Annotated in this window: 21 protein-coding genes; 14 read left to right on the top strand and 7 right to left on the bottom strand. The window is 65.6% G+C overall.

Annotated features, from left to right (window positions below):
* Positions 1–16 precede the first annotated feature (16 nt).
* Positions 17–2,338 carry a penicillin-binding protein 1B gene (gene mrcB, locus AC25ND_RS21795; protein ID WP_028691220.1) on the bottom strand — a complete coding sequence of 774 codons (2,322 nt, stop codon included), beginning with the start codon at positions 2,336–2,338 and terminating at the stop codon, positions 17–19.
* A gap of 117 nt (positions 2,339–2,455) precedes the next feature.
* Here mrcB and AC25ND_RS21790 point away from each other — a divergent pair, with 117 nt between their 5' ends.
* The 3 genes from AC25ND_RS21790 (at position 2,456) to AC25ND_RS21780 (ending at position 5,028) form a co-directional block, all read left to right on the top strand.
* Positions 2,456–4,018, top strand: a complete 1,563-nt coding sequence (locus AC25ND_RS21790) for a bifunctional aminoglycoside phosphotransferase/ATP-binding protein (protein WP_236179472.1) — start codon at positions 2,456–2,458, stop codon at positions 4,016–4,018.
* A gap of 100 nt (positions 4,019–4,118) precedes the next feature.
* Entirely contained in the window at positions 4,119–4,472 is a 354-nt protein-coding gene (locus tag AC25ND_RS21785; protein WP_088851449.1) for a pentapeptide repeat-containing protein, read from the top strand.
* A gap of 277 nt (positions 4,473–4,749) precedes the next feature.
* Positions 4,750–5,028, top strand: coding sequence for a TfoX/Sxy family protein (locus AC25ND_RS21780; protein WP_028691223.1), 279 nt, complete (start codon positions 4,750–4,752; stop codon positions 5,026–5,028).
* A gap of 171 nt (positions 5,029–5,199) precedes the next feature.
* On the opposite strand, the gene AC25ND_RS21775 is transcribed toward AC25ND_RS21780, so the two are convergent.
* The 4 genes from AC25ND_RS21775 to AC25ND_RS21760 are packed head-to-tail and all read right to left on the bottom strand — an operon-like array spanning position 5,200 to position 8,782.
* Positions 5,200–6,084, bottom strand: coding sequence for a ChaN family lipoprotein (locus tag AC25ND_RS21775; protein ID WP_062360931.1), 885 nt, complete (start codon positions 6,082–6,084; stop codon positions 5,200–5,202).
* A gap of 12 nt (positions 6,085–6,096) precedes the next feature.
* The gene (locus AC25ND_RS21770; RefSeq protein ID WP_069017547.1) at positions 6,097–6,864 is read right to left on the bottom strand and encodes a heme ABC transporter ATP-binding protein; all 768 of its coding nucleotides are present in this window, start codon (positions 6,862–6,864) and stop codon (positions 6,097–6,099) included.
* Entirely contained in the window at positions 6,864–7,847 is a 984-nt protein-coding gene (locus AC25ND_RS21765; RefSeq protein WP_182321998.1) for a FecCD family ABC transporter permease, read from the bottom strand. Before AC25ND_RS21765 ends, AC25ND_RS21770 begins: the two co-directional genes overlap by 1 nt.
* 50 nt (positions 7,848–7,897) lie before the next feature.
* Complete coding sequence (locus AC25ND_RS21760) at positions 7,898–8,782, bottom strand: heme/hemin ABC transporter substrate-binding protein (protein WP_062360927.1); 885 nt, start codon at positions 8,780–8,782, stop codon at positions 7,898–7,900.
* 161 nt (positions 8,783–8,943) lie between these two features.
* Between AC25ND_RS21760 and AC25ND_RS21755 the strand changes: the two genes are divergently transcribed.
* Positions 8,944–9,261, top strand: a complete 318-nt coding sequence (locus tag AC25ND_RS21755; protein ID WP_236179473.1) for a Rieske (2Fe-2S) protein — start codon at positions 8,944–8,946, stop codon at positions 9,259–9,261.
* Here the strand turns inward: AC25ND_RS21755 and sfsA are convergent.
* On the bottom strand, positions 9,251–9,964 hold the full coding sequence (gene sfsA / locus AC25ND_RS21750; protein WP_028691229.1) for a DNA/RNA nuclease SfsA: 714 nt from the start codon (positions 9,962–9,964) through the stop codon (positions 9,251–9,253). The genes AC25ND_RS21755 and sfsA overlap by 11 nt on opposite strands.
* A gap of 3 nt (positions 9,965–9,967) precedes the next feature.
* Positions 9,968–11,140 carry a pyridoxal phosphate-dependent aminotransferase gene (locus AC25ND_RS21745; RefSeq protein ID WP_028691230.1) on the bottom strand — a complete coding sequence of 391 codons (1,173 nt, stop codon included), beginning with the start codon at positions 11,138–11,140 and terminating at the stop codon, positions 9,968–9,970.
* Positions 11,141–11,352: 212 nt separating this feature from the next.
* Here AC25ND_RS21745 and dksA point away from each other — a divergent pair, with 212 nt between their 5' ends.
* From dksA to pgi, 10 genes are all read left to right on the top strand, one after another.
* Positions 11,353–11,796 carry an RNA polymerase-binding protein DksA gene (gene dksA, locus AC25ND_RS21740; protein WP_028691231.1) on the top strand — a complete coding sequence of 148 codons (444 nt, stop codon included), beginning with the start codon at positions 11,353–11,355 and terminating at the stop codon, positions 11,794–11,796.
* A 100-nt stretch (positions 11,797–11,896) separates the two neighbouring features.
* Positions 11,897–12,784: a tRNA glutamyl-Q(34) synthetase GluQRS gene (gene gluQRS / locus AC25ND_RS21735; protein ID WP_236179474.1), complete on the top strand. Its 888-nt coding sequence runs from the start codon at positions 11,897–11,899 to the stop codon at positions 12,782–12,784.
* 224 nt (positions 12,785–13,008) lie between these two features.
* Positions 13,009–13,185 carry a hypothetical protein gene (locus AC25ND_RS21730; RefSeq protein WP_003250005.1) on the top strand — a complete coding sequence of 59 codons (177 nt, stop codon included), beginning with the start codon at positions 13,009–13,011 and terminating at the stop codon, positions 13,183–13,185.
* Entirely contained in the window at positions 13,169–16,144 is a 2,976-nt protein-coding gene (locus tag AC25ND_RS21725; RefSeq protein ID WP_028691233.1) for a sensor histidine kinase, read from the top strand. The genes AC25ND_RS21730 and AC25ND_RS21725 overlap by 17 nt, the downstream gene beginning before the upstream one ends.
* A gap of 4 nt (positions 16,145–16,148) precedes the next feature.
* The gene (locus AC25ND_RS21720; protein ID WP_069017543.1) at positions 16,149–17,591 is read left to right on the top strand and encodes a sigma-54-dependent transcriptional regulator; all 1,443 of its coding nucleotides are present in this window, start codon (positions 16,149–16,151) and stop codon (positions 17,589–17,591) included.
* Between the two features lie 761 nt (positions 17,592–18,352).
* Positions 18,353–19,747 carry a polynucleotide adenylyltransferase PcnB gene (locus AC25ND_RS21715; protein ID WP_028691235.1) on the top strand — a complete coding sequence of 465 codons (1,395 nt, stop codon included), beginning with the start codon at positions 18,353–18,355 and terminating at the stop codon, positions 19,745–19,747.
* Between the two features lie 2 nt (positions 19,748–19,749).
* On the top strand, positions 19,750–20,229 hold the full coding sequence (gene folK, locus AC25ND_RS21710; RefSeq protein ID WP_236179475.1) for a 2-amino-4-hydroxy-6-hydroxymethyldihydropteridine diphosphokinase: 480 nt from the start codon (positions 19,750–19,752) through the stop codon (positions 20,227–20,229).
* 250 nt (positions 20,230–20,479) lie between these two features.
* A complete protein-coding gene (gene panB, locus AC25ND_RS21705) occupies positions 20,480–21,280 on the top strand; it encodes a 3-methyl-2-oxobutanoate hydroxymethyltransferase (RefSeq protein ID WP_028691237.1) in 801 nt (266 codons plus the stop codon).
* Positions 21,277–22,140 carry a pantoate--beta-alanine ligase gene (gene panC / locus AC25ND_RS21700; RefSeq protein ID WP_028691238.1) on the top strand — a complete coding sequence of 288 codons (864 nt, stop codon included), beginning with the start codon at positions 21,277–21,279 and terminating at the stop codon, positions 22,138–22,140. Before panB ends, panC begins: the two co-directional genes overlap by 4 nt.
* A 188-nt stretch (positions 22,141–22,328) precedes the next feature.
* On the top strand, positions 22,329–23,993 hold the full coding sequence (pgi, locus tag AC25ND_RS21695; RefSeq protein ID WP_028691239.1) for a glucose-6-phosphate isomerase: 1,665 nt from the start codon (positions 22,329–22,331) through the stop codon (positions 23,991–23,993).
* Positions 23,994–24,041 lie beyond the last annotated feature (48 nt).

Raw genomic sequence — 24,041 nt, 5'->3', positions numbered from 1 at the left:
CTTCAGAAGCTCGCGCTCAATTCATCCAGCCCTTGACCCAGTCCATCACCTCTTCGGCCGGGTTCTGCTCGCCACCACAGGTGGCGCCAGCGGGTGGTTCACTGCCACGAATATACGGCATCTGCACCGCTCCCGGACAGCTGCCGTCGGAACCCTGGCCGCTGTATGGATCGATCCAGGCCTGCACCACGTTGTCCGGCTGCGGCATGTCCAGCGGCAGCGGGTCGGCCTTCTTCATGAAGCTGGTCCACACCTGCAGCGCGCCGGTGGCACCGGTGAACGGCGTCTTGCCGTTGTCGTCGCGGCCCAGCCAGACCACCGCCAGCAGGTCCTGGCTGAAGCCGGAGAACCAGCTGTCGCGCGAGTCGTTGCTGGTACCGGTCTTGCCCGCCAGGGTCAGCGAGCTCGGCAGCACGCTGTAGACCGAGCGGCCGGTGCCTTCGCGCATCACCCGCTGCATAGCGTTCTGCACCAGGTAGATCGAACCCGGATCGAAGGTCTGCTGGATCTGGAACGGGTAGCGCTTGAGCGGCTCGCCTTCGGCGGTAAGCACGCTGCGGATACCGCGCATCGGCGTGTTGAAGCCACCGTTGGCGATGGTCTGGTACATGGTCGCCACCTGCATCGGCGACATGCCGCCGGCGCCCAGCAGCATCGATGGGAACGCCGGCCAGTCGACCTGCACGCCAAGCCGACCGATGGTCTTGATCACGTTGGGCACGCCGACTTCAAGGCCGAGCTTGGCGGTCGACAGGTTGTAGGAATTGGCCAAGCCCTGGTACAGATAGATGGTGCCGTGAGGGCGGCGATCGTAGTTCTGCGGACGCCACACCTGGCCGTCGGCGCCCTTGACCGAGAACGGCTCGTCCTGCACCCAGCTGGTCAGGGTGAACTTGCTCGGTTGCTCCAGCGCGGTCAGGTAGACCGCCGGCTTGACCAGCGAGCCGATCGGCCGCACGGCGTCGATGGCGCGGTTGAAACCGGCAAAGCCCGACTGGCGGCTGCCGATCAATGCCTGCACTTCACCGGTCTCGGGGTTGGTGACGACCATGGCCGATTCCACTTCGTCGGCGCCCTTGCGCCCGGCAAGGCGCTTGAAGGTCTCGCTCATGGCGGTCTCGGCCTTCATCTGCAGGATCGGGTCGAAACTGGTGAAAATGCGCAGGCCTTCTTCGGTCAGGTCTTCATCGCGGTAGTCCTGGCGCAGCTGACGCTTGACCAAGTCGAGGAAGGCCGGGAACGAGCTGTCGGCCAGGCTGCCGCGCTTGGTCACGCCCAGCGGCATCTTCTTCGCCGCGTCGACCACCTCCTGCGTGGCCACGCCCTGCTCGGCGAGCAGGTCGAGCACCAGGTTGCGCCGTTGCAGGGCACGCTCGGGATAGCGGCGCGGGTTGTAGTAGGACGGGCCCTTGACCATGCCCACCAGCAGGGCGATCTGGTGCAGCTTGAGCTCCTGCAGCGGCTGGCTGAAGAAGAACTGGCTGGCCAGACCGAAGCCGTGCACCGCGCGCTGGCCGTCCTGGCCGATGAACACTTCGTTCAGGTAGGCCTCGAGGATCTCGCGCTTGTCATAGTGCAGTTCCAGAAGCAGCGACATCATCGCCTCGGTCAGCTTGCGGCTGAGGCTACGCTCGTTGGTCAGGAAGAAGTTCTTCACCAACTGCTGGGTCAGGGTACTGCCGCCCTGGCGCATGGCGCCGGAGGAGGTGTTGACCCACACCGCCCGGGCAATGGACTTGGGTGACACGCCGAAGTGGCTGTAGAAGTCGCGGTCTTCGGTGGCGATCAGGGTTTCCACCAGGTAGGGCGGCACCTGGTCGATCTTGATCAGGATGCGGTCTTCAAGGTTCTTCGGGTAGATGCCGCCGATCATCAGCGGCTCCAGGCGTACCACGTCGAGCTTGCCGCCATTGGCGCCGCTCAAGCCCGCGACATAGTCGCCGGAAAAGCGCACACGCACGAACTGCGCTGGCTCCATGCCCTCATAGAACTGGAAGCCACGGGTGTTGAGGTCGACGTTGTTGCCGTTGACCGACGCGGCGCCCGGGCCATTGGCCACGCCTTCGCGGCGATAGCCCAGGGCATCGAGTTCGGTGAGGAAGTCGTTCTTGCTCAGCTTCTGGCCGACGAACAGCTCCAGCGGCCGGGCATACACCTTGGCCGGGATGGTCCAGCGCTTGCCGGAGAACTTCTCCTGGACGGTGGCATCGAGGTAGACCGCGAAGCCGGCGATCACCACCAGGCCGACCAGGCTGAGCTTGAGTGCCCAGCCCAGCCAGGCGCGGGCGCGGCCGGTCGGGCGTTTTTTAGGGGTGCGGGAATTTCGGGTACGTGTCATGGCGGCGGATTATACGCACTTTGGAAAAGGGGGGCAGACGCCCCTCGGCGGTTTGCAGGGACGGCACCATTGACCATAATGTCCGATTCGAATTCCCTGACTCCTGAAGGATGATCCGTGAGCCAAGCCCTGATCAGCGCGCTGCAGAACCCCGCCCTCTATCCGCACCCGGTTGCGGGCTTCCAGCTCATCGAGACGCACATCTCCTGGGTTTTGCTCACCGGCGAGTACGCCTACAAGATCAAGAAGCCCATGAACTTCGGCTTCCTCGACTTCACCGGCCTGGACCAGCGCGGGCATTTTTGTAACGAAGAGCTGCGGCTGAACCAGCGCCTGACGGAAGGCCTGTACCTGGAAGTGCTGCCGATCACCGGCAGCGTCGAGGCCCCACAGGTCGGCGGCGAAGGCCCGGCGATCGAGTACGCGCTGAAGATGCGCCAGTTCCCCCAGGACCAGATGCTCAGCACCCTGCAGGCCAACGGCGAGCTGAACGCCGGTCACATCGACCAGATGGCCCGGCAGATCGCCGAGTTCCACCTGCAGGCGCCGAAAGTGCCGGTCGACCATCCGTTGGGCACCCCGGACGCGGTCATGGCGCCGGTGGAGCAGAACTTCGAGCAGATCCGCCCGTTCCTGACCGACAAGGTCGACCTGCAGCAACTGGACAACCTGCAGGCCTGGGCCCAGGACAGCTTCAAGCGCCTGCATAGCCTGCTCGAGGCGCGCAAGGTCAATGGTTTCATTCGTGAGTGCCACGGCGATATCCACCTGGGCAACGCTACCCTGATCGACGGCAAGGTGGTGATCTTCGACTGCATCGAGTTCAACGAGCCGTTCCGCCTGACCGATGTCTACGCTGACGTCGGCTTCCTGGCCATGGACCTCGAGGACCGCGGCCTGAAGTGCCTGTCGCGACGCTTCATCAGCCAGTACCTGGAACTGACCGGTGACTACCAAGGCCTGGAACTGTTGAACTTCTACAAGGCCTATCGCGCCCTGGTGCGGGCCAAGGTCGCGCTGTTCAGCCTGTCGCCCGACGCCGACGGCGTGCAGCGCGCCACCACCCTGCGCACCTACCGCAACTACGCCAACCTGGCCGAAAGCTACAGCGCTATCCCTTCGCGCCTGCTGGCTGTCACCCAGGGCGTCTCGGCGGTGGGCAAGAGCCATGTGGCGATGCGTCTTGTCGAGGCCTTGGGCGCGGTGCGCGTGCGTTCGGACGTGGAGCGCAAGCGCCTGTTCGGCAAGCAGTCGGCGGCCGACGCGGGCCAGCTCGAGGCGGGCATCTACGACAAGGAAGCCAGCATCGCCACCTACCAGCGCCTGCATGAGCTGGCGGCGATCATCCTGCACGCCGGTTTCCCGGTGGTACTCGACGCCACCTACCTCAAGCATGACCAGCGCAAGGCGGCGGCGGACGTCGCCAGCGAGACCGGCGTGCCGTTCCTGATTCTCGACTGCCAGGCCCCCGACGCGGTGATCGCCAGCTGGCTGGCCCAGCGCCAGGCCGAAGCCATCGACCCGTCGGACGCCACCCTGGAAGTGATCCAGGCGCAGCAGGCCAGCCGCGACCCGCTGGATGCCGAGGAGCAGAAGCACAGCAAGCGCGTGAACACCCAGGAAAGCGCCAGCATGGACCAGCTGATCGAGCAGATCCGCCAGCACCTGCCCGGCCTTTGAGCCACAAGGCGTGAAGCAGTCGACAGTTCACGCCTGAAGTCAGGCGCCCCTCCAGTGATGTCATTACAATATCATCACACCCCACGGAGGAGGCGCCGCCATGAATCAGCCCCGTCAGCTGGACAACGTCCTGTACACGATGATCCGCGACGAGAAGATCGCGGCGTTCAACCGCGAGAAGCCCAGCGATACGACTATCGACTTTCGAGGCGGTGATTTCCGCGGCCTGGACCTGCGCGCCCTGGATGTGCGCGGCATCGACTTCACCGACGCGTACTTTCGCGCCGCTGACCTGCGTGGGCTCGACCTGCGCGAAAACGGCCTGGAGGGCGCCAGCCTCGCCCACGCGCAGATCTCCGGGACCTACTTCCCGGCTGAGCTCAGCGCCGACGAAATCCTGATGTCAGTGAAGTTCGGGACGCGGATGCGATATCGCAGTGCTCGCCAAGGGTAAGTGCCTGGCCTGCGCCAGGCTGTGGATGGGAACTTTGTGGGAGCGGACACACGTGGGAGCGGGCTTGCCCCGCGATAGCGTCTGCCCCAGCGATCGCCATCGCGGGACAAGCCCGCTCCCACGCAACCCGCTCCCATAGGGTCCCACCCAGCGAAAGTACTGCATCCCGTCGGCGCCGATGGCAAAAGGCCGCGTTATTCACAACCCCCGCTACACTCCTCATTGACCTGCTCGCGATTTATCCCCACGACCCGTTCAGCCATCGCAAGGAGGCTCGATGAACGATGAATTGCAGCATCTGAAAAACCTTGGCAAGACCTCCGCGCAATGGCTGCACGCCGTCGGTATCCACAGTGCTTCGGACCTGCGCCGGCTCGGCGCGGTGGGTGCCTATCAAGCCGTGAGAACGCGAGGATTCCGGGCTTCGAAGGTGTTGTTGTACGCCATCGAGGGGGCCCTGCTGGACATGCACTGGAACGACCTGCCGGCCGAACGCAAGCAAGCGCTGAACCAGCAGCTCGACGCGAAGTGCCCGGCACAGAAAAACGAAAAATAATTCGCAAAAGGCATTGACCTCGAAATGAGAATCGTTATGATTATCACAACTGGTCGCGAGACTGGTTGGGTAACCTGAATGCTCCCTGGTTCGGACGCTCAGATTATCTCCTCATCAGGCTAATCACGGTTATTGACCCGGCACTTTGCCGGGTCTTTTTTTGCCCGCGATTCAGTGCGCCTTGCGCAGCTGGGCGCAGTAGTCCTGCTCCGGCGTCGCCGGGGTATACCAGACGAAGTCAGCCATGGCTGGCTCGACCGCCTCCCCCACTTCCGCCAGCAACAGCACCGTGCCCTCGGCATTGGCGCCGAGATCGGCCAGGTGCAGGGGCACGCCCAGGTCCTTGCGCGCATGGTAGCTGCCGGTGAGCAGCAGTGCCGGCTGTGGCGCGGCCAGCAGCCGCTCGGCGATGCGTCGGTCACGCTGCTGCTGCACCGCCAGCATCGCCGGTAGCTGGCTTTCCGGCAGCAGGTTGCAGTGGCCGGCGCGCACCTGGGCCAGCAGCGCCTGCACCACTGCCGGCGCATTGGAGCGCTCGCCCGGGGGTGTCGCTGGCTGGCGATAGGCCCGGCGGACTTCCTCCGGCGACAGGTTAGCGGCCAGCAGCGGGTAAGGTTGGGCCAGGGCCTCGCGGACGATCGGCCCGTACAGCGCCCAGTTCCAGCCGGGCTGCCAGTCGAGGGCCTTGGGCAGGTCGGCTGCCGGCGACACCTTGCCCTTCTGCGCATCGACCAGGGCCTGCTGCCGCGGCTCAAGCATTTCCAGCAGCAGGCTGCCCTGTGGCCGACGACTCTCCAAGGCACGCAGCAACCAGAGCTGCAGGCGGTGGTGGTCGGGGTTGTCGTGCTTTTCACCCACCAGTACCCGTGGCGCATCGGCCAAGCGCTGGACCAGCTGCCCGGGGCTCAATGCCTGGCCGCTGGACAAGTCGATGATCCGTCCCAACTGGGCGTTGGCACGGCCCTCAGTACCCTGCCAGGCCGGCGCGGGTGGCAGGCTCGCCTGGCAACCTCCCAAAGCCAGCACCAGACAGATGGACAGCAGGGGATGGCGCATGGTGCAAGCCTCTTAGCGAGTGATGATCAGCGGATGGCCGCGCTCCGGGTGCGGCTGGACCAGGACATCGATACCGAACACTGCCCGCAGCGCCGTTGGCGTCAGCACCTGTTGCGGCGTGTCCAGGGCATGGCAGCGGCCCTGTTCCAGCAGCAGGATATGGTCACAGTAGCGCGCCGCCAGGTTCAGGTCATGCAGGATGACCAGCACCGCCGCGCCACGGTCGGCGAAGCTGCGCACCGCCTGCAGCGTGGTGTGCTGGTGCAGCGGGTCGAGCGCGGAGGTGGGCTCGTCGAGCAGCAGCGTGGTGCCGGGCTCGCCGGGCCACAGCTGGGCCAGCACCCGCGCCAAGTGCACGCGCTGGCGTTCGCCGCCGGACAGCGCCAGGTAGCTGCGCTCGACCAGATACCCCGCATCCGCCGCCGCCAGCGCCGCATCGACGATCTCCCGGTCACGCTGACGGCCGCTGGCATGGGGCAGTCGACCTAAGCCGACCACCTCCTCGACACTGAATGCAAAGCCCAGGCTGGACACCTGCGGCAACACCGCCAGTCGCCGTGCCCGTTCCTGGCCCGGCCAGCCATCAAGGCTGCGACCATCGAGTTGCACCTGCCCGGCGCTGGGCGCCAGTTCGCCACACAGGGCGCCGAGCAGGCTGCTCTTACCGGCACCGTTAGGCCCGAGCACGCCGAGGACCTGCCCGGGCCGCAGCGTCAGGTTGATGTCGTGCAGCACTTGGCTGCCACCACGCTTGAGAGACAGCCCTCGGACGTCGAGCATCAGCTGCGCACCTTCACCAGTAGGAACAGGAAGAATGGCGCCCCGATGAACGCGGTGACAATGCCGATAGGCAATTCCGCCGGGGCCAGGGCCAGGCGCGCGATCAAGTCGGCGAACAGCAGCAGGGTACCGCCCGCCAGCAACGAGGCCGGTAACAGCACCCGGTGGTCCGGTCCCGCCACCAGCCGCACCAGGTGCGGCACCACCAGGCCAATGAAACCGATCAGGCCGGCGGCGGCAACCGCCGCCCCCACGCCCAGCGCCGTGCAGAACACCAGTTCGCGCTTGAGCCCTTCGACCTCGATGCCCAAGTGACGGGCTTCCGACTCGCCCAATAGCAAGGCGTTGAGTGCCTGCGCCCGGCGCGGCAGCCACAGGGCCACGGCCGCCGCCACCAGCAGCAGGGGCCATAGCCGCTCATAGCTGGCGCCGTTAAGGCTGCCCAGGTTCCAGAACGTCAGGGTGCGCAGCGTGGCATCGTCGGCCAGGTAGGTGAACAGGCCCACCGCTGAGCCGCCGAGCGCGGTCATCGCGATACCGGCCAGGAGCATGGTGGCCACATTGGTCTGGCCGTCACGCCGCCCCAGGCGGTAGACCATCGCCGTCACGCCCAGCCCACCGACGAAGGCGCAGAGCGACAGCAGGTAAGGCGCGAACCAGTCGGGAATGCTCCCCAGCCAACTGCCGCCGACGATCGCCACCGCCGCGCCCAGGGCGGCGCCACTGGCGACGCCGACCAGCCCCGGGTCGGCCAGCGGGTTGCGGAACAGCCCCTGCATCGCCACCCCGGACAACGCCAGCACGGCACCGACCGCCAGCCCCAGCAGGGTGCGCGGCAGGCGGATCTGGCCGAGGATCATCTCGGCCTGCTCCAGGCCTTCGCCGGGCACCGGCAAGCCGACCAGGCGCAGGCCGGCGCGGAGGGTATCGAGCAACGGCAGGCTGACCGGGCCCAGCGCCAGCGACAGCCAGACCGCGAGCAGGCACAGCAACGCCAGGGTAATGAACAACGTACGTGGTCGAACCCGCTGCCTCATGGGTTGAAGCTGGCCTTGGCGGCAGGATAGAAGCTGGCGGCCAGCTCATGCAGGGTGGCCGGCAGGCGTGGGCCCAGGCCGCCGACCAGCAGCGTCGGGTCGAGCGACAGCAGGCGCTTGTCGCGCGCCGCGCGCGAAGTCGCCAGGGCCGGGTTTTCCTTGATCAGTGCCTGCAAGGCCTGCTCGCCGCTGAGGGCTCGGTCGGAGAACACCACCACGTCCGGATTCAGCGCGGCGAGGGCCTCCACCGAGAAGTTCTTGTAGCCCTGGTGATCGGCGAGGTTGCGTCCTCCCGCCTGGCGCAGCACCCAATCCCCGGCGGTACCCTGCCCCGCGATCATCGGCTTGGCGCCGGCATGGCCGACCAGCAGCAGGACACCGGGCGCCTTGTGCCCGGCCTGGGCCTGTTCGACCTCCTTGTGCAGCACCTCCAGTTGCCGACGATAGTCGGAGGCCAGTGCCTCGGCCTTCTTCTCGTCATCCAGCAACGCCCCCAGGTGCTTGAGGTTTTCGTCCACCGCATCAAGCTCAGCCTTGCTGGAGAACAACTCGACTCGTACCCCGGCCTTGCGGATCTGCGCCAATACTGGCGGCGGCCCCATCTCCTCGGTACCCACCAGCACATCGGGGCGCAGGCTGAGGATGCCCTCGGCCGACAACTGGCGCTGGTAGCCGATGCTGGGCAGCGCCTTGAGCGACTCGGGGTGTTGGCTGGTGGTGTCGACACCGACCAGCCGCTGCTCGCCGCCCAGGGCGCTGATCCACTCGCTCAGGGCGCCACCAGCGCTGACCCAGCGCTGCGGCAGCTCGGCGGCCATGGTGTGGGCGGACAGGGCAAGACCGGCGCACAGGGCAATCAAAGCAGCGGGACGGCGCATCATCGGATTCCTTTGCAGAGGGCGGGCAGCACACCTTGTGGCGGGCGGCACAAGTGCGCACCATAGACAGCCTGGCGCGACGAATGCGGGCAATTTGATAATTATTCGCATTGAAGCGTCAAGCCATCCCTTTGTCACACGGCTTAACCGGAAACTCCGCTGCAATGCATTTTCTCTGCGCCTCCAACGACCTCGCCGAGGGCCATAGCCGCGCCTTCAGCGTAGCCGGCGTGCCGCTGTTCGGCGTGCGCCGCCAGGGCGAGGTCCACCTCTACCGCAACCGCTGCCCGCACCGGGGCATCCCGCTGAACTGGGCGGCGGACAGCTTTCTAGACGACAGCGCGAGCCTGATCCAGTGCGCCCATCACGGGGCCCAGTTCCTCATAGAAAGCGGCGAATGCATCACTGGCCCCTGCGCGGGCGAGTGGCTGGAGGCCCTGGACTGCCGGGAAGACAGCCAGGGCATCTGGCTCACGGAGTGAGCAGCACCGGCAGCGGACGGTCGATGACCAGTTGCTGCGCATCCAGGCGGGTGCCGTAGGCCAGTACCTCGACCCCTTGCGCCACGGCGGCGCGCAGGGCCTGGGCATAGGCGGCGTCGATCTCCTCGGCAGGGCGCACGGCCTCGATGCCGGTCAGGTTCACGCAATACAGCTGCACCGCGCGGATCCCCTGGCGCGCCAGGGTGGCCAGCTCGCGCAGGTGCTTGGCACCGCGCTGGGTGACGGCGTCGGGGAAGGCCGCCACCGGCGTGTCGGGGTAACCCAGGGTCACGCTCTTGACCTCGACATAGGCCTTGGCTCCGTCGGCATATTCCAGGTAGAAGTCGATCCGGCTGCGCTCCTCGCCATAGGCCACCTCACGCTTGAGCGTGGTGAAGCCGGCCAGCTCGCCGACCACGCCGGCGCGCAGGGCCTCCTCCACCACGGCGTTCGCGCGCCCGGTATTGACGCAGGCCAGCCGGCCCTGGGGCGTTTCGCTGATTTCCCAGGTACCCGGCAACTTGCGCTTGGGGTCGTTGGAGCGGCTGAACCACACCTGCCCGCCCTCGTGCATGCAATTGAGCATGGAGCCGGTGTTGGGGCAGTGGATGGTGATCTGCTCGCCACTGGCCAGCTCGATGTCGGCCAGGAAGCGTTTGTAACGGCGCAGCAGGCGCGCCTGTTCCAGGGGCGGAAACTGCATCGGTCAGCCCTGCCAGCTCTGCAGGCCACGGGCGATGCGCTGTACCGCCTCTTCCAGGCGCGGCAGGCTCTGGGTGTAGGCGAAACGCACATGATGACCGGCCTGGTGTCGGCCAAAGTCCAGGCCCGGGGTGAACGCCAGGTGCTCGGTTTCCAGGAAATGCCGGCAGAACGCGAAGGCATCGCCGCCAAACGCGCTGATATCGGCATACAGATAGAAGGCCCCTTGGGGTTCCACGGCAATGCCGAAGCCCAGCCCGCGTAAAGCCGGCAGCAGGTAGTCGCGGCGACGGGCGAACTCGGCGCGGCGCTCCTCGAGGATGGCCAGGGTTTGCGGCTCGAAGCAAGCCAGCGCGGCGTGCTGGGCCATGCTCGGGGCACTGATGTAGAGGTTCTGCGCCAGCTTTTCCAGGTCGCCCACCGCCGACGGCGGTGCCACCAGCCAGCCCAGGCGCCAGCCGGTCATGCCGAAATATTTGGAAAAACTGTTGAGGACGAATGCTTCATCGTCCACCTCCAGCACGCTCGGCGCATCCATGCCGTAGGTGAGACCGTGGTAGATCTCGTCCACCACCAGATGCCCATGACGCTCGCGGGTGGCCTTGGAAAGGCTGGCCAGCTCGTCGCGGTCGAGCACCGTGCCGGTCGGGTTGGCCGGCGAGGCGACCAGGGCGCCGACGGTGTCCTTGTCCCAATGGCGATCGACAAGATCGGCGGTCAATTGGTAATTGACGTCCGGCCCCACCGGCACCAGTTGCGCACCGCCTTCGACCAGGCGCAGGAAATGCCGGTTGCACGGATAACCGGGGTCGGCCAGCAGCCAGTGCTTGCCCGGATCGACCAGCAGGCTGCTGGCCAGCAGCAGCGCGCCGGAACCGCCCGGGGTGATGAGCACGCGCTCTGGATCGAGGTCCACACCGTAGCGCTGGCCATAGAACCCGGCGATCGCCTCGCGCAGTTGCGGCAGGCCACGGGCCGCCGTGTAGCGGGTATGCCCGGCGGCCAGGGCGGCCTGGCCGGCGGCGACGATCGGCGCGGCGGTGGTGAAGTCCGGCTCGCCGATCTCGAGGTGGATCACGTCGTGGCCCGCGGCCTGCAGCTCGTTGGCACGGGCCAGCAGGGCCATGACGTGGAAGGGTTCGATGGCGCGACTGCGCGCACTGTGTGGCTGAGCCATGGGCCTTCTCTCAATTGGGTCTAAACTGGTGATTCTACCTGTGCACGCCAACGAACGCGCCGGTGATGCCGCTGTCAAAAGCAGGCATAGGGCGGGGTAGCGCACCCCGGATCTATCTGGTAAGTTCGGCGGCTCGCAGTCGCAGGGCCGGCGGGCGCCGGAGATGGAAGCAGCCTGCGCATTGGATCAGATGAGTGAGAGGCGGTCTATTCATGTCCACCGTAGAAAAGCAAAAAGTCCAGACCATGTACGGTGTCGAACCCTACGTAGAGACCAAGGGTGAGGAGTACATGGGCGAGCTCATGAAGCAGCACTTCACCAAGCTCCTCAACGCCTGGAAAGGCGAGCTGATGGTCAGCGTGGATCGCACCGTGGACCACATGAAGGACGAAGCAGCCAACTTCCCCGACCCGGCGGACCGTGCCAGCCAGGAAGAAGAATTCGCCCTGGAGCTGCGCAACCGCGATCGCGAGCGCAAGCTGATCAAAAAGATCGACAAGACCCTCGACAAGATCAAGGCCGACGAGTACGGCTGGTGCGATTCCTGCGGCATCGAGATCGGCCTGCGCCGCCTCGAAGCCCGTCCGACCGCCGACCTGTGCTTCGACTGCAAGGAAATTGCAGAGAAGAAGGAAAAGACTGTCGGTAAAGGCTGATCCCGGACCCTCGCAGACGGGGCGTATCGGTTGTGGAAGCAGGCTAGCCCGCTTTCTACGACGGGTACGCCCCGTCTTCATTTATATAGCTGTGCAATCCATGAACGACTCCCGCTACATCGGCCGCTTCGCCCCCACCCCCAGCGGCTTCCTGCACTTCGGCTCGCTAGTCGCCGCCCTCGCCTCCTGGCTCGACGCCCGCGCCGTCAACGGTCGCTGGCTGCTGCGCATTGAAGACACCGACCCGCCCCGGGAGATGCCCGGCGCCCGTGACGCGATCCTGCAGACACTGGAGCGCTACGGGCTGGAGTGGGACGACGAGGTGGTGTTCCAGAGCCAGCGTCACGATGCCTATGCCACGGTAGTCGACCGCCTGTTCAACATGGGCCTGGCCTATGCCTGCACCTGCTCGCGCAAGCAGCTGGAAGGCCACAACGGCATCTACCCGGGTTTTTGCCGCAACGCCGGGCACGCCCGCGAAGGCGCGGCGATCCGTCTGCGGGTGCCGGAGCTGATCTACCGATTCAGCGACCGGGTCCAGGGCACGTTCGAGCAACACCTGGGGCGCGAGGTGGGCGACTTCGTCATCCAGCGTCGCGACGGGCTGTATGCCTACCAGCTGGCGGTGGTGCTGGACGATGCCTGGCAGGGTGTCACCGATATCGTGCGCGGAGCCGACCTGCTGGACAACACGCCGCGCCAGCTGTACCTGCAGGAGTTGCTGGGGTTCTCGCAGCCGCGTTACCTGCACATTCCATTGATCGTGCAGCCGGACGGGCACAAGCTGGGCAAGTCGTACCGCTCGCCACCACTGGAGGCGGACCAGGCGACGCCATTGCTGCTGCGCGCCCTGCGGGCATTGGGACAGCAGGCAGATCCGGCACTGGCGGGGGCCAGCCCACGTGAAGTGCTTGCGGCGGCCCGGCAGCAATGGCGGCCGGAGCAAATTGCGCGGCAGATGACGGTGCCCGAGGCGCAATTGCGCTAAAGCAGTACCGGCCCTATTGCGGGGCAAGCCCGCTCCCACGCAGACCACATTGGCATCGTGGGAGCGGGCTTGCCCCGCGATAGGGCCAGAACACGCAATACCAAAATCAAAAGCCCAACAAATTCAACCCCTTGGCGAACCCTACCGATTCCCGCTAGCATCGCCCCAGCCATTTGCGCCAATAATAAGTCCAAGCCCGCAGCGCCCAACCCATCGAGGCCAGCATGTACATCTATCGTTTGGTCCTGCTTCTGGTCGTGGGGATCTATCTGTTCTCCCCGGCCATCATGGACTGGTGGATCGAGCCGACCGGAGCCTGGTACCGCCCCTACCTGCTCTGGCTGATCCTGATCGTCGTCACCTTCATCCTGCAGAGCCAACGAGATGCCGATGAGCTTTAGCCTGACCCAGATGATCCTGATCAGCGCCGCCTACCTGCTGGTGCTGTTCGGCGTGGCCTGGATCAGCGAACGTGGGCTGATCCCGCGCGCGGTCATCCGCCACCCCTTGACCTACACCCTGTCGCTGGGCGTCTATGCCAGTGCCTGGGCCTTCTATGGCTCGGTCGGCCTGGCCTACCAGTACGGCTACGGTTTCCTCGCCTGTTACCTGGGTGTGTCGGGGGCGTTCCTGCTGGCGCCGGTGCTGCTCTACCCGATCCTCAAGATCACCCGCACCTATCAGTTGTCGTCGCTGGCCGACCTGCTGGCGTTTCGCTTTCGCAGCACCTGGGCCGGCGCGCTAACCACCATCTTCATGCTGATCGGCGTGCTGCCGCTGCTGGCCCTGCAGATCCAGGCGGTGGCCGACTCGATCAGCATCCTCACCGGCGAGCCGGTCAAGGCGCGGGTGGCGTTCGCCTTCTGCGTGCTGATCGTGCTGTTCACCATCTTCTTTGGCTCGCGCCATATCGCCACCCGCGAGAAGCACGAAGGCCTGGTGTTCGCCATCGCCTTCGAGTCGGTGATCAAGTTGCTGGCCCTGGGCGGCGTCGGCCTCTACGCGCTGTACGGCGTGTTCGGCGGCCCCCACGGCCTGGAAGTCTGGCTGCTGCAGAACCAGACCGCCCTCGCCGCCCTGCACACGCCACTGCAGGAGGGGCCGTGGCGCACCCTGCTGCTGGTGTTCTTCGCCTCGGCGATCGTCATGCCGCACATGTACCACATGGCCTTCACCGAGAACCTGAGCCCACGCTCGCTGGTCAGCGCCAGCTGGGGCCTGCCGCTGTTCCTGCTGCTGATGAGCCTGGCCGTGCCGCTGGTGCTGTGGGCCGGCCTGCGCCTGGGCGCCAGCACCAACCCCGAGTACTTCACCCTGGGCCTGGGCATCGCCGCCAACAACGAAGCGCTGGCGCTGCTGGCCTATGTCGGCGGGCTGTCGGCCGCCAGCGGGCTGATCATCGTCACCACCCTGGCGCTGTCGGGCATGGCCCTGAACCACCTGGTGCTGCCGCTGTACCAGCCGCCAGCCGAAGGCAACATCTACCGCTGGCTGAAATGGACCCGTCGGGCCCTGATCGTCGCCATCATCACCGCCGGCTTCGTCTTCTACCTGACCCAGAACACCCACCAGAGCCTGGCCAACCTGGGCATCGTCGCCTTCGTCGCCACCTTGCAGTTCCTGCCCGGCGTGCTTTCGGTGCTGTACTGGCCGACCGCCAATCGCCGCGGCTTCATCGCCGGGCTGCTGGCCGGCATGCTGGTGTGGATGGTGACCATGCTGCTGCCACTGCTGGGCAACCTGCAGGGCTTCTACATCCCGCTGCTGGACATGATCTACGTGCTGGACGACACCAGCTGGCACATGGCGGCCATCGCCTCGCTGGCGGCCAACGTCCTGCTGTTCACCCTGATCTCGCTGTTCACCAACGCCAGCAGCGAAGAAGTCAGCGCCGCCGAGGCCTGCGCGGTGGACAACGTGCGTCGCCCGCAGCGCCGCGAGCTGCACGCTGCCTCGCCCCAGGAGTTCGCCACCCAGCTGGCCAAGCCACTGGGCGCCAAGGCCGCGCAGAAGGAGGTCGAGCAGGCCCTGCGCGACCTCTACCTGCCCTTCGACGAACGCCGCCCCTATGCCCTGCGCCGCCTGCGCGACCGCATCGAGGCCAACCTCTCCGGCCTGATGGGCCCGAGCGTGGCCCAGGACATGGTCGAGACCTTCCTGCCCTACAAGTCCGGCAACGAGAACTACGTCACCGAGGACATCCACTTCATCGAGAGCCGCCTCGAGGACTACCACTCACGCCTGACCGGCCTTGCAGCCGAGCTCGACGCCCTGCGCCGCTACCACCGCCAGACCTTGCAGGAACTGCCCATGGGCGTGTGCTCGCTGGCCAAGGACCAGGAGATCCTGATGTGGAACAAGGCCATGGAGGAGCTCACCGGGATCGCCGCCAAGCACGTGGTCGGTTCGCGCTTGGTGACTATCGGCGAACCCTGGCGCGGCCTGCTGCAAGGCTTCATCAACGTGCCCGACGAGCACCTGCACAAGCAGCGGCTGGCACTCGATGGCCAGCCGCGCTGGCTCAACCTGCACAAGGCGGCCATCGACGAGCCGCTGGCCCCGGGCAACAGCGGCCTGGTGCTGCTGGTCGAGGACCTCACCGAGACCCAGGCGCTGGAAGACAAGCTCGTGCACTCCGAGCGCCTGGCCAGCATCGGTCGCCTGGCCGCAGGGGTGGCCCACGAGATCGGCAACCCGATCACCGGCATCGCCTGCCTTGCGCAAAACCTGCGCGAGGAGCGCGAAGGCGACGGCGAGATCATCGAGTTGTCCAGCCAGATTCTCGAACAGACCAAGCGCGTGTCGCGCATCGTCCAGTCGCTGATGAGCTTCGCCCATGCCGGCGGCAGCCAGCAGAACAGCGAGGAGCCGGTGTGCCTGGCCGAAGTCGCGCAGGACGCCATTGGTCTGCTGGCGTTGAACCGGCGCAATTTCGAAGTACAGTTCTTCAACCTCTGCGACCCGCAGCACTGGGTCGAGGGCGACCCGCAGCGCCTGGCCCAGGTACTGATCAACCTGCTTTCCAACGCCCGCGACGCCTCCCCGCCCGGCAGCGCCGTGCGCGTGCGCAGCGAAGTGAACGAACACACCGTCGACCTGATCGTCGAGGACGAAGGCAGCGGCATCCCGAAAAGCATCATGGACCGCCTCTTCGAACCCTTCTTCACCACCAAGGACCCGGGCGAAGGAACCGGACTGGGGCTCGCTCTGGTCTATTCCATCGTGGAAGAGCATTATGGGCAAATCACCATCGACAGCCCGGCCGACATCGAGCGCCAACGTGGTACCCGGATCCGCGTGACCCTGCCCCGGCATGTCGTAGCGACGTCCCCTGAAATTCGAGACCGTCGAGAGAATTGAATCAATGCCGCACATTCTGATCGTCGAAGACGAAACCATCATCCGTTCGGCCCTGCGTCGCCTGCTTGAACGGAACCAGTACCAGGTCAGCGAAGCCGGCTCGGTGCAGGAAGCCCAGGAACGCTTCAGCATTGCCACCTTCGATCTGATCGTCAGCGACCTGCGCCTGCCGGGCGCCCCGGGCACCGAGCTGATCAAGCTCGGCCAGGGCACACCGGTGCTGATCATGACCAGCTACGCCAGCCTGCGCTCGGCGGTGGACTCGATGAAGATGGGCGCGGTGGACTACATCGCCAAGCCCTTCGACCACGACGAGATGCTCCAGGCCGTGGCCCGCATCCTGCGCGACCGACACAACGCCCCGGCCACCGCGCCTGCCGCCGAACCTCGTGCCGGCAACGCCAAGGCCGTCAGCGACAAGGCCGGTAGCGCGGCCGCCAACGGCGAGATCGGCATCATCGGCTCGTGCCCGCCCATGCAGGACATGTACGTCAAGATTCGCAAGGTCGCCCCGACCGACTCCAATGTGCTGATCCAGGGCGAGTCGGGCACCGGCAAGGAGCTGGTCGCCCGCGCCTTGCACAACCTTTCGCGCCGGGCCAAGGCACCGATGATCTCGGTAAACTGCGCGGCGATTCCGGAAACGCTCATCGAATCGGAGCTGTTCGGCCACGAGAAGGGCGCGTTCACCGGTGCCAGCGCCGGGCGCGCGGGCCTGGTCGAGGCCGCCGACGGCGGCACCCTGTTCCTCGACGAGATCGGCGAACTGCCCCTTGAGGCCCAGGCCCGCCTGCTGCGCGTGCTGCAGGAAGGCGAGATCCGCCGGGTCGGTTCGGTGCAGTCGCAGAAGGTCGATGTGCGCCTGATCGCCGCGACCCACCGCGACCTGAAGAACCTGGCCAAGGCCGGGCAGTTCCGCGAAGACCTGTACTACCGCCTGCACGTGATTGCCCTGAAGCTGCCGGCCCTGCGCGAGCGCGGCAGCGACGTCAACGAGATCGCCAATGCCTTCCTCGCCCGCCAGAGCGCGCGCATCGGCCGCGACGACCTGCATTTCTCCCACGAGGCCGAGCAGGCCATCCGTCACTACAGCTGGCCGGGCAACGTGCGCGAACTGGAGAACGCCGTGGAGCGCGCGGTGATCCTTAGCGAGAGCGCGGAAATTTCTGCCGAGCTGCTGGGCATCGACATCGAGCTGAGCGACCTGGAAGACGACGACGTACTGGACAACCTGCCGAGCCTGGCCAGCGCCAACAACGCCAGCCACGAGCCGACCGAGGACCTGTCGCTGGAGGACTACTTCCAGCATTTCGTTCTCGAGCACCAGGACCACATGACCGAGACCGAACTGGCGCGCAAGCTGGGCGTCAGCCGCAAATGCCTGTGGGAGCGCCGCCAGCGCCTGGGCATCCCGCGGCGCAAGAGCAACGCCACCAGCGACAATTGATTCAACGCCGACAGATCGCGGGGAATGCCCGCTCCCACGCCAGCCTTACCTGGTCCGTGGGAGCGGGCATTCCCCGCGATGCGTTTGCGCGGTAACACATCAGTTCCCGCAAAAATCTGTTACCCCACCCTGTCAGGCGTAACATCTCCGAGGCGTAAGGTAACGAAATTTCTACATTTGCCCCGCGCCAAAACCTGCCTGAATCACTGAACCCCCCGATTTCATTGGGTTTTCAAAAGTTGGCACGGCACCTGCTATATATCTGGTACAAGAACAATAACAAGCACTGCAACTCAGAATAAGAACAAGACGAAACGACTCACGCACAATAAGAACAAGACGGCGGAGGCGCAGCTAACTGATTCTTTTGGAGAGGCGTTGTGTTTGGGGCTTGCCCCACGATCAGGCAGAGAACAACAAAAACTGCACTAAAAAGCAGCACCTGAACTGATTGGATCGACAGATCAGCATCAACTCGGCGACCAAAGCAATCCGTTTGCTCTTCACCCCTGGTTTGGGGGTCGTCCACAAGCTTTCAGATTTGTGGACAGGGCATTCAACAAAAACAAGAAGCCCGTAAAAAAACAATAAGAGCACGCAACGACTTGATGGGGAGCTTCGGCTCCCCATGTCGTTTCTCCCCTTCGTATCACCCCCTGCGACACCGCCTACACCATTCCCCCAGTAAATGCTAGAATCCCCGCCCATCATGCGGCCATTCTCCTATCCTTGGCCGATCATTCCTTCAAACAGTGCATCCCATGCTGAAGAAGCTGTTCCAGTCGTTCCGCCCGCCCGTTCGTGGCCAGCACCACAGGCGCACCACGCCTGAAGTGATCAACAAGAGCCAGCACTCGCTGCAGCGCAGCCAGTTCAGCCGCCATGCCGTGAGCATCGTCGAGCGTCTGCAGGCAGCCGGTTACCAGGCCTACCTGGTCGGTGGCTGTGTCCGCGACCTGCTGCTGGGCATCACGCCCAAGGACTTCGACGTCGCCACCAGCGCCACGCCCGAGCAGGTCCGCGCGGAGTTCCGCAACGCCCGCATCATCGGTCGGCGCTTCAAGCTGGTCCACGTGCATTTCGGCCGTGACATCATCGAGGTCGCCACCTTCCGTGCCCCGCACTCGGATGAAGACCAGTCCGATAGCCACCGCTCGTCGCATAACGCCAGCGGCCGCATCCTGCGCGACAACGTATACGGCACCCTGGAAGAAGACGCGCAACGCCGCGACTTCACCATCAACGCCCTGTACTACGATCCGGTCAGCGAGCGCATCCTCGACTACGCCAACGGTGTCCATGACATCCGTAATCGTCTGCTGCGCCTGATCGGCGACCCCACGCACCGCTACCAGGAAGACCCGGTACGCATGCTGCGCGCCGTGCGCTTTGCCGCCAAGCTGGACTTCGGCATCGAGAAGCACACCGTGCAGCCAATCCGCGAGCTGGCGCCCATGCTGCGTGACATTCCGCCGGCACGCCTGTTCGAGGAAAGCCTCAAGCTGTTCCTCAACGGCCAGGGCGCGATCACCTTCGAGATGCTGGTCGACCTGCAACTGTTCGAGCCGCTGTTCCCGGCCAGCAGCCAGGCCCTGGAAGAGCGCCCGACCTACACCCACACCCTGATCAGCCAGGCCCTGAGCAACACCGACCTGCGCGTCAAACAGGGCAAGCCGGTGACCCCGGCGTTTCTCTTCGCCGCCCTGCTCTGGCCGGCCCTGCCGGGACGTGCGCTGTACCTGCAGAGTCAAGGCGTGCCGCCGATCCCGGCCATGAACGGCGCGGCCCACGACCTGATCGCCGAGCAGTGCGCGCGCATTGCCATTCCCAAGCGCTTCACCCTGCCGATCCGCGAGATCTGGGACATGCAGGAGCGCCTGCCACGGCGCAGCGGCAAGCGCGCCGACATGCTACTGGACAACCCGCGCTTCCGCGCCGGCTACGACTTCCTGCTGCTGCGTGAAAGCGCCGGCGAGGAAACCGACGGCCTGGGCGAATGGTGGACCGACTACCAGGACGCCAACGACAGCCAGCGCCGCGACATGATCCGCGAGCTAGGCAGCCGCGACGACGGTGCCGGCGGCACTGCCGGCCCACGCAAGCGCAAGCGCAGCGGCGGCAAACGCAAGCGCGACGACGAGCAGGCCTGGGACTGAGCATGAACACCCGTGCGTTCATCGGCCTGGGCAGCAACCTGGATGAGCCCGCCGAGCAGCTGCGCAGCGCCCTGCAGGCGCTGGACCTGATCGCCGACACCCGCCTGGCGGCGGCCTCGGCGCTCTACACCAGCGACTCGCTGCTGCCCGGCCAGCCGCGCTACACCAATGCCGTGGCGGCCATCGACACGGCCTTGGCGCCGCTGGAGCTGCTCGACGCGCTGCAAGCCATCGAGAACGACCAGGGCCGCGTGCGCCAGGAGCGCTGGGGCCCACGCACCCTCGACCTCGACGTGCTGTTGTTCGGGGAGCAGGTCATCGACGTGCCGCGCCTGCAGGTGCCGCACTATCACATGCATGCCCGCCCCTTTGTGCTGTACCCGCTCGCCGAGCTGGTGCCCGCCGAATTCCGCCTCGCCGACGGTCGCGCACTGGCGCAACTGCTCGAAGATTGTCCGTTCGTCGGCCTGGAACGCCTGTAATTCGGGCGTTTCCGACCGCGGTAACGCCAGTAACACCGGTGCCGTAACAATGCGGTAACACGCCTGGTTGACTTCCCCCACCTCGCTCACGACTATAGGCGTCCCGCGGCGCCACTCTGCCGCAATCACCCATTTAGGCCCGGACGGACCTGTGCCCGAACATCACAGACGATGATGTGCCGCTCCGGAAGATGAATACACGCGTTGTACGCAGTTGTTGTTCACAGCGCCTGAACGAGGATTCCCCTACATGCCTGAAGTAACCCTGACCACCCTGCACGGCCTGAAGGCCAAGGGCGAAAAAATCACCATGCTGACCTGCTACGACGCGACCTTCGCCAAGGTCGCCAGCCAGGCCGGCGTGGAAGTCCTGCTGGTGGGCGACTCCCTGGGGATGGTCCTGCAGGGCCATGACAGCACCCTGCCCGTCACCAACCGCGACATGGCCTACCACACGGCGTGCGTCAAACGCGGCAATGATGGCGCGCTGATCCTCGCCGACCTGCCGTTCATGGCCCATGCCACTCCCGAACAGGCCTTTGCCAACGCCGCCGAACTGATGCGCGCCGGCGCCCACATGCTCAAGATCGAAGGCGCCGCCTGGCTGGCCGAAACCATTCGCCTGCTGGCCGAGCGCGGCGTGCCGGTGTGCGCGCACATGGGCCTGACCCCGCAGACGGTCAATGTGCTGGGGGGCTACAAGGTCCAGGGTCGCCAGGAAGCCCAGGCCCGGCAAATGCGCGCCGACGCCATCGCCCTGGAGCAGGCCGGCGCGGCCATGCTGCTGCTTGAGTGCGTGCCCAGCGAACTGGCGGCGGAAATCACCCAGGCGGTAAGCATTCCGGTGATCGGCATCGGCGCCGGCAGCGCCACCGATGGCCAAGTGCTGGTCCTGCATGACATGCTCGGGCTGTCGCTCAGCGGCCGTGTGCCGAAGTTCGTGAAGAACTTCATGGCCGGCCAGCCGGACATCCAGAGTGCCCTGGCCGCCTATGTCCGTGCGGTCAAGGAAGTCAGTTTCCCAGGCAGCGAACATGGGTTCAGCGCATGAATACCGTCAAGACCGTCCGTGAACTGCGCGCCGCCGTAGCCCGCGCCCGTGGCGAAGGCAAGCGCATCGCCTTCGTGCCGACCATGGGCAACCTGCACAGCGGCCACGCCGCCCTGGTGACCAAGGCCGCCCAGCGCGCCGACTTCGTGGTCGCCAGCATCTTCGTCAACCCGCTGCAGTTCGGCGCCGGCGAGGATCTGGACAAGTACCCCCGCACCCTCGCCGCCGACCAGGAAACACTGCTCCAGGCCGGCTGCCACCTGCTGTTCGCCCCCACCGTCGAGGAGATGTATCCCGACGGCATGGCGGTGCAGACCCGGGTGAGCGTGCCGCAGCTCTCCGAAGGCCTGTGCGGCGCCAGCCGCCCCGGCCACTTCGAAGGCGTGGCGACGGTGGTCAGCAAGCTGTTCAACATGGTCCAGCCGGACTTGGCCGTGTTCGGCGAAAAAGACTTCCAGCAACTGGCGGTGATCCGCGCCATGGTGCGCGACCTGAACATGCCGATCCAGATCATCGGCGAGCCGACCGTGCGCGCCGAGGACGGCCTGGCGCTGTCGTCGCGCAATGGCTACCTGACGCCAGAACAGCGAGCCACCGCCCCGGCGCTGTACCGCACCCTGAACGGCATCGCCGAGGCCCTGCGCCATGGCCAGCGCGATTTCGCGGCGCTGATCGCCGAGGGCCAGGCGCAACTGGAAGCGGCAGGCCTGCGCAAGGACTACCTGGAAGTGCGCCACGCCCTGACGCTGCGCCCGGCGATGATCGACGACCGTGACCTCGTGGTGATCGCGGCGGCGTACCTGGGTAATACCCGTCTGATCGACAACATATACCTGCACCTGGAAGAGCAGACCGCCTGACATCCGCGCGTGGGCGCGGCGAATCGTCGCCCCACGCACGCCAGGTATCCAGGTGGTGACAATTTTTAATCCACACCGTTTGCCTCGCCCCATTCCCGCCTTGGCGCCAATGCCTATAATGTCCAGCTTGCAACCGGCAACGAATGCCGCTGTCCAAGCCTGACCATGCACCAAGGAAACCACCCGCAATGGCGTATTACCGTACCCCCCACGATGTGACGGCGCTGCCCGCCTGGCAGGCGCTTCAGCAACACCGCGACGCCATGCAGGGCTTCAGCATGCGCGAAGCCTTCGCCGCCGACGGCAAGCGCTTCGAGCAGTTCTCCTTGAGCAGCTGCGGCCTGTTCCTCGACTACTCGAAGAACCTGATCACCGAGCAGACCCGTGACCTGCTGGTGAACCTGGCCAAGGAAGTCGACCTGGAAGCGGCCATCAAGTCGATGTTCAGCGGTGAGATCATCAACGCCTCCGAAGGCCGCCCGGTGCTGCATACCGCCCTGCGCCGCCCGGTCGGCGACAAGCTCAGCGTGAACGGCGTCAACGTGATGCCGGAAGTGCACAAGGTACTGAACCAGATCACCGAACTGGTCGGCCGCATCCACGACGGCCTGTGGCGCGGCTACAGCGAAAAACCGATCACCGACGTGGTCAATATTGGCATCGGTGGCTCGTTCCTCGGCCCCGAGCTGGTCTCCGAGGCGCTGCTGCCCTACGCCCAGCGCGGCGTGCGCTGCCACTACCTGGCGAACATCGACGGCAGCGAGTTCCACGAGCTGTCGGCCAACCTGCGCGCCGAGACCACCCTGTTCATCGTCTCGTCGAAGTCTTTCAACACCCTGGAAACCCTGAAGAACGCCCAGGCCGCGCGCACCTGGTACCTCGCCCAGGGCGGTTCGGAGGCAGAGCTGTACCGTCACTTCATCGCCGTGTCGAGCAACAAGGCCGCGGCCGTGGCCTTCGGCATCCGCGAAGAGAACATCTTCCCGATGTGGGACTGGGTCGGCGGCCGCTACTCGCTGTGGTCGGCCATTGGCCTGCCAATCGCCCTGGCCATCGGCACCGCCAACTTCAAGGAACTGCTGTCCGGCGCCTACACCATGGACCAGCACTTCCAGACCGCGCCGTTCGAAAAGAACATGCCGGTGCTGCTGGCCCTGCTGGGCGTGTGGTACGGCAATTTCTGGGGTGCCCAGGCCCATGCGATCCTGCCGTACGACCACTACCTGCGCAACATCACCAAACACCTGCAGCAGCTGGACATGGAATCCAACGGCAAGAGCGTTCTGCAGGACGGCAGCCCGGTGAAGACCGACACTGGCCCGGTGATCTGGGGCGGCGTCGGCTGCAACGGCCAGCACGCCTACCACCAGTTGCTGCACCAGGGCACCCAGCTGATCCCGGCCGACTTCATCGTTCCGGTGGTGAGCTTCAACCCGGTGGCGGACCACCATCAGTGGCTGTACGCCAACTGCCTGTCGCAGAGCCAGGCGCTGATGCTCGGCAAGACCCGCGAGGAAGCCGAGACCGAGCTGCGCGCCAAGGGCCTGAACGAGGCCGATATCGCCAAGCTGGCACCGCACAAGGTGATCCCGGGCAACCGTCCGAGCAACACCCTGGTGGTCGAGCGCATCAGCCCGCGCCGTCTTGGTGCGCTGGTGGCGATGTATGAGCACAAGGTGTTCGTGCAGAGCGTGGTCTGGGGCATCAACGCCTTCGACCAGTGGGGCGTCGAGCTGGGCAAGGAACTGGGCAAGGGTGTCTACCAGCGCCTGGTCGGCGCCCAAGAGGACAACGCCGAGGATGGTTCGACCCAGGGCCTGATCAACTACTTCCGCGGCCGTCACCGCGGCTGATCGACCAGCAAGACCAATCGCGGGGCAAGTCGCATCGGTGCGCCGATG

Source organism: Pseudomonas sp. P110(2024), from assembly GCF_057480795.1.
The sequence above is the reverse complement of the archived record's forward strand: the minus strand, read 5'-3'. Positions and strand labels throughout refer to the sequence as shown.

Bases quoted from the DNA above. Each gene is read 5' to 3' on its own strand.
- AC25ND_RS21720 (WP_069017543.1), top strand. From the start codon at position 16,149: ATGCCGCACATTCTGATCGTCGAAGACGAAACCATCATCCGTTCGGCC.
- folK (WP_236179475.1), top strand. From the start codon at position 19,750: ATGAACACCCGTGCGTTCATCGGCCTGGGCAGCAACCTGGATGAGCCC.
- AC25ND_RS21770 (WP_069017547.1), bottom strand. From the start codon at position 6,864: ATGCTCGACGTCCGAGGGCTGTCTCTCAAGCGTGGTGGCAGCCAAGTG.
- pgi (WP_028691239.1), top strand. From the start codon at position 22,329: ATGGCGTATTACCGTACCCCCCACGATGTGACGGCGCTGCCCGCCTGG.
- AC25ND_RS21780 (WP_028691223.1), top strand. From the start codon at position 4,750: ATGAACGATGAATTGCAGCATCTGAAAAACCTTGGCAAGACCTCCGCG.
- sfsA (WP_028691229.1), bottom strand. From the start codon at position 9,964: ATGCAGTTTCCGCCCCTGGAACAGGCGCGCCTGCTGCGCCGTTACAAA.
- AC25ND_RS21725 (WP_028691233.1), top strand. From the start codon at position 13,169: ATGCCGATGAGCTTTAGCCTGACCCAGATGATCCTGATCAGCGCCGCC.
- AC25ND_RS21755 (WP_236179473.1), top strand. From the start codon at position 8,944: ATGCATTTTCTCTGCGCCTCCAACGACCTCGCCGAGGGCCATAGCCGC.
- gluQRS (WP_236179474.1), top strand. From the start codon at position 11,897: ATGAACGACTCCCGCTACATCGGCCGCTTCGCCCCCACCCCCAGCGGC.
- dksA (WP_028691231.1), top strand. From the start codon at position 11,353: ATGTCCACCGTAGAAAAGCAAAAAGTCCAGACCATGTACGGTGTCGAA.
- AC25ND_RS21730 (WP_003250005.1), top strand. From the start codon at position 13,009: ATGTACATCTATCGTTTGGTCCTGCTTCTGGTCGTGGGGATCTATCTG.
- panB (WP_028691237.1), top strand. From the start codon at position 20,480: ATGCCTGAAGTAACCCTGACCACCCTGCACGGCCTGAAGGCCAAGGGC.
- AC25ND_RS21745 (WP_028691230.1), bottom strand. From the start codon at position 11,140: ATGGCTCAGCCACACAGTGCGCGCAGTCGCGCCATCGAACCCTTCCAC.
- panC (WP_028691238.1), top strand. From the start codon at position 21,277: ATGAATACCGTCAAGACCGTCCGTGAACTGCGCGCCGCCGTAGCCCGC.
- AC25ND_RS21715 (WP_028691235.1), top strand. From the start codon at position 18,353: ATGCTGAAGAAGCTGTTCCAGTCGTTCCGCCCGCCCGTTCGTGGCCAG.
- AC25ND_RS21760 (WP_062360927.1), bottom strand. From the start codon at position 8,782: ATGATGCGCCGTCCCGCTGCTTTGATTGCCCTGTGCGCCGGTCTTGCC.
- AC25ND_RS21785 (WP_088851449.1), top strand. From the start codon at position 4,119: ATGAATCAGCCCCGTCAGCTGGACAACGTCCTGTACACGATGATCCGC.
- mrcB (WP_028691220.1), bottom strand. From the start codon at position 2,338: ATGACACGTACCCGAAATTCCCGCACCCCTAAAAAACGCCCGACCGGC.
- AC25ND_RS21775 (WP_062360931.1), bottom strand. From the start codon at position 6,084: ATGCGCCATCCCCTGCTGTCCATCTGTCTGGTGCTGGCTTTGGGAGGT.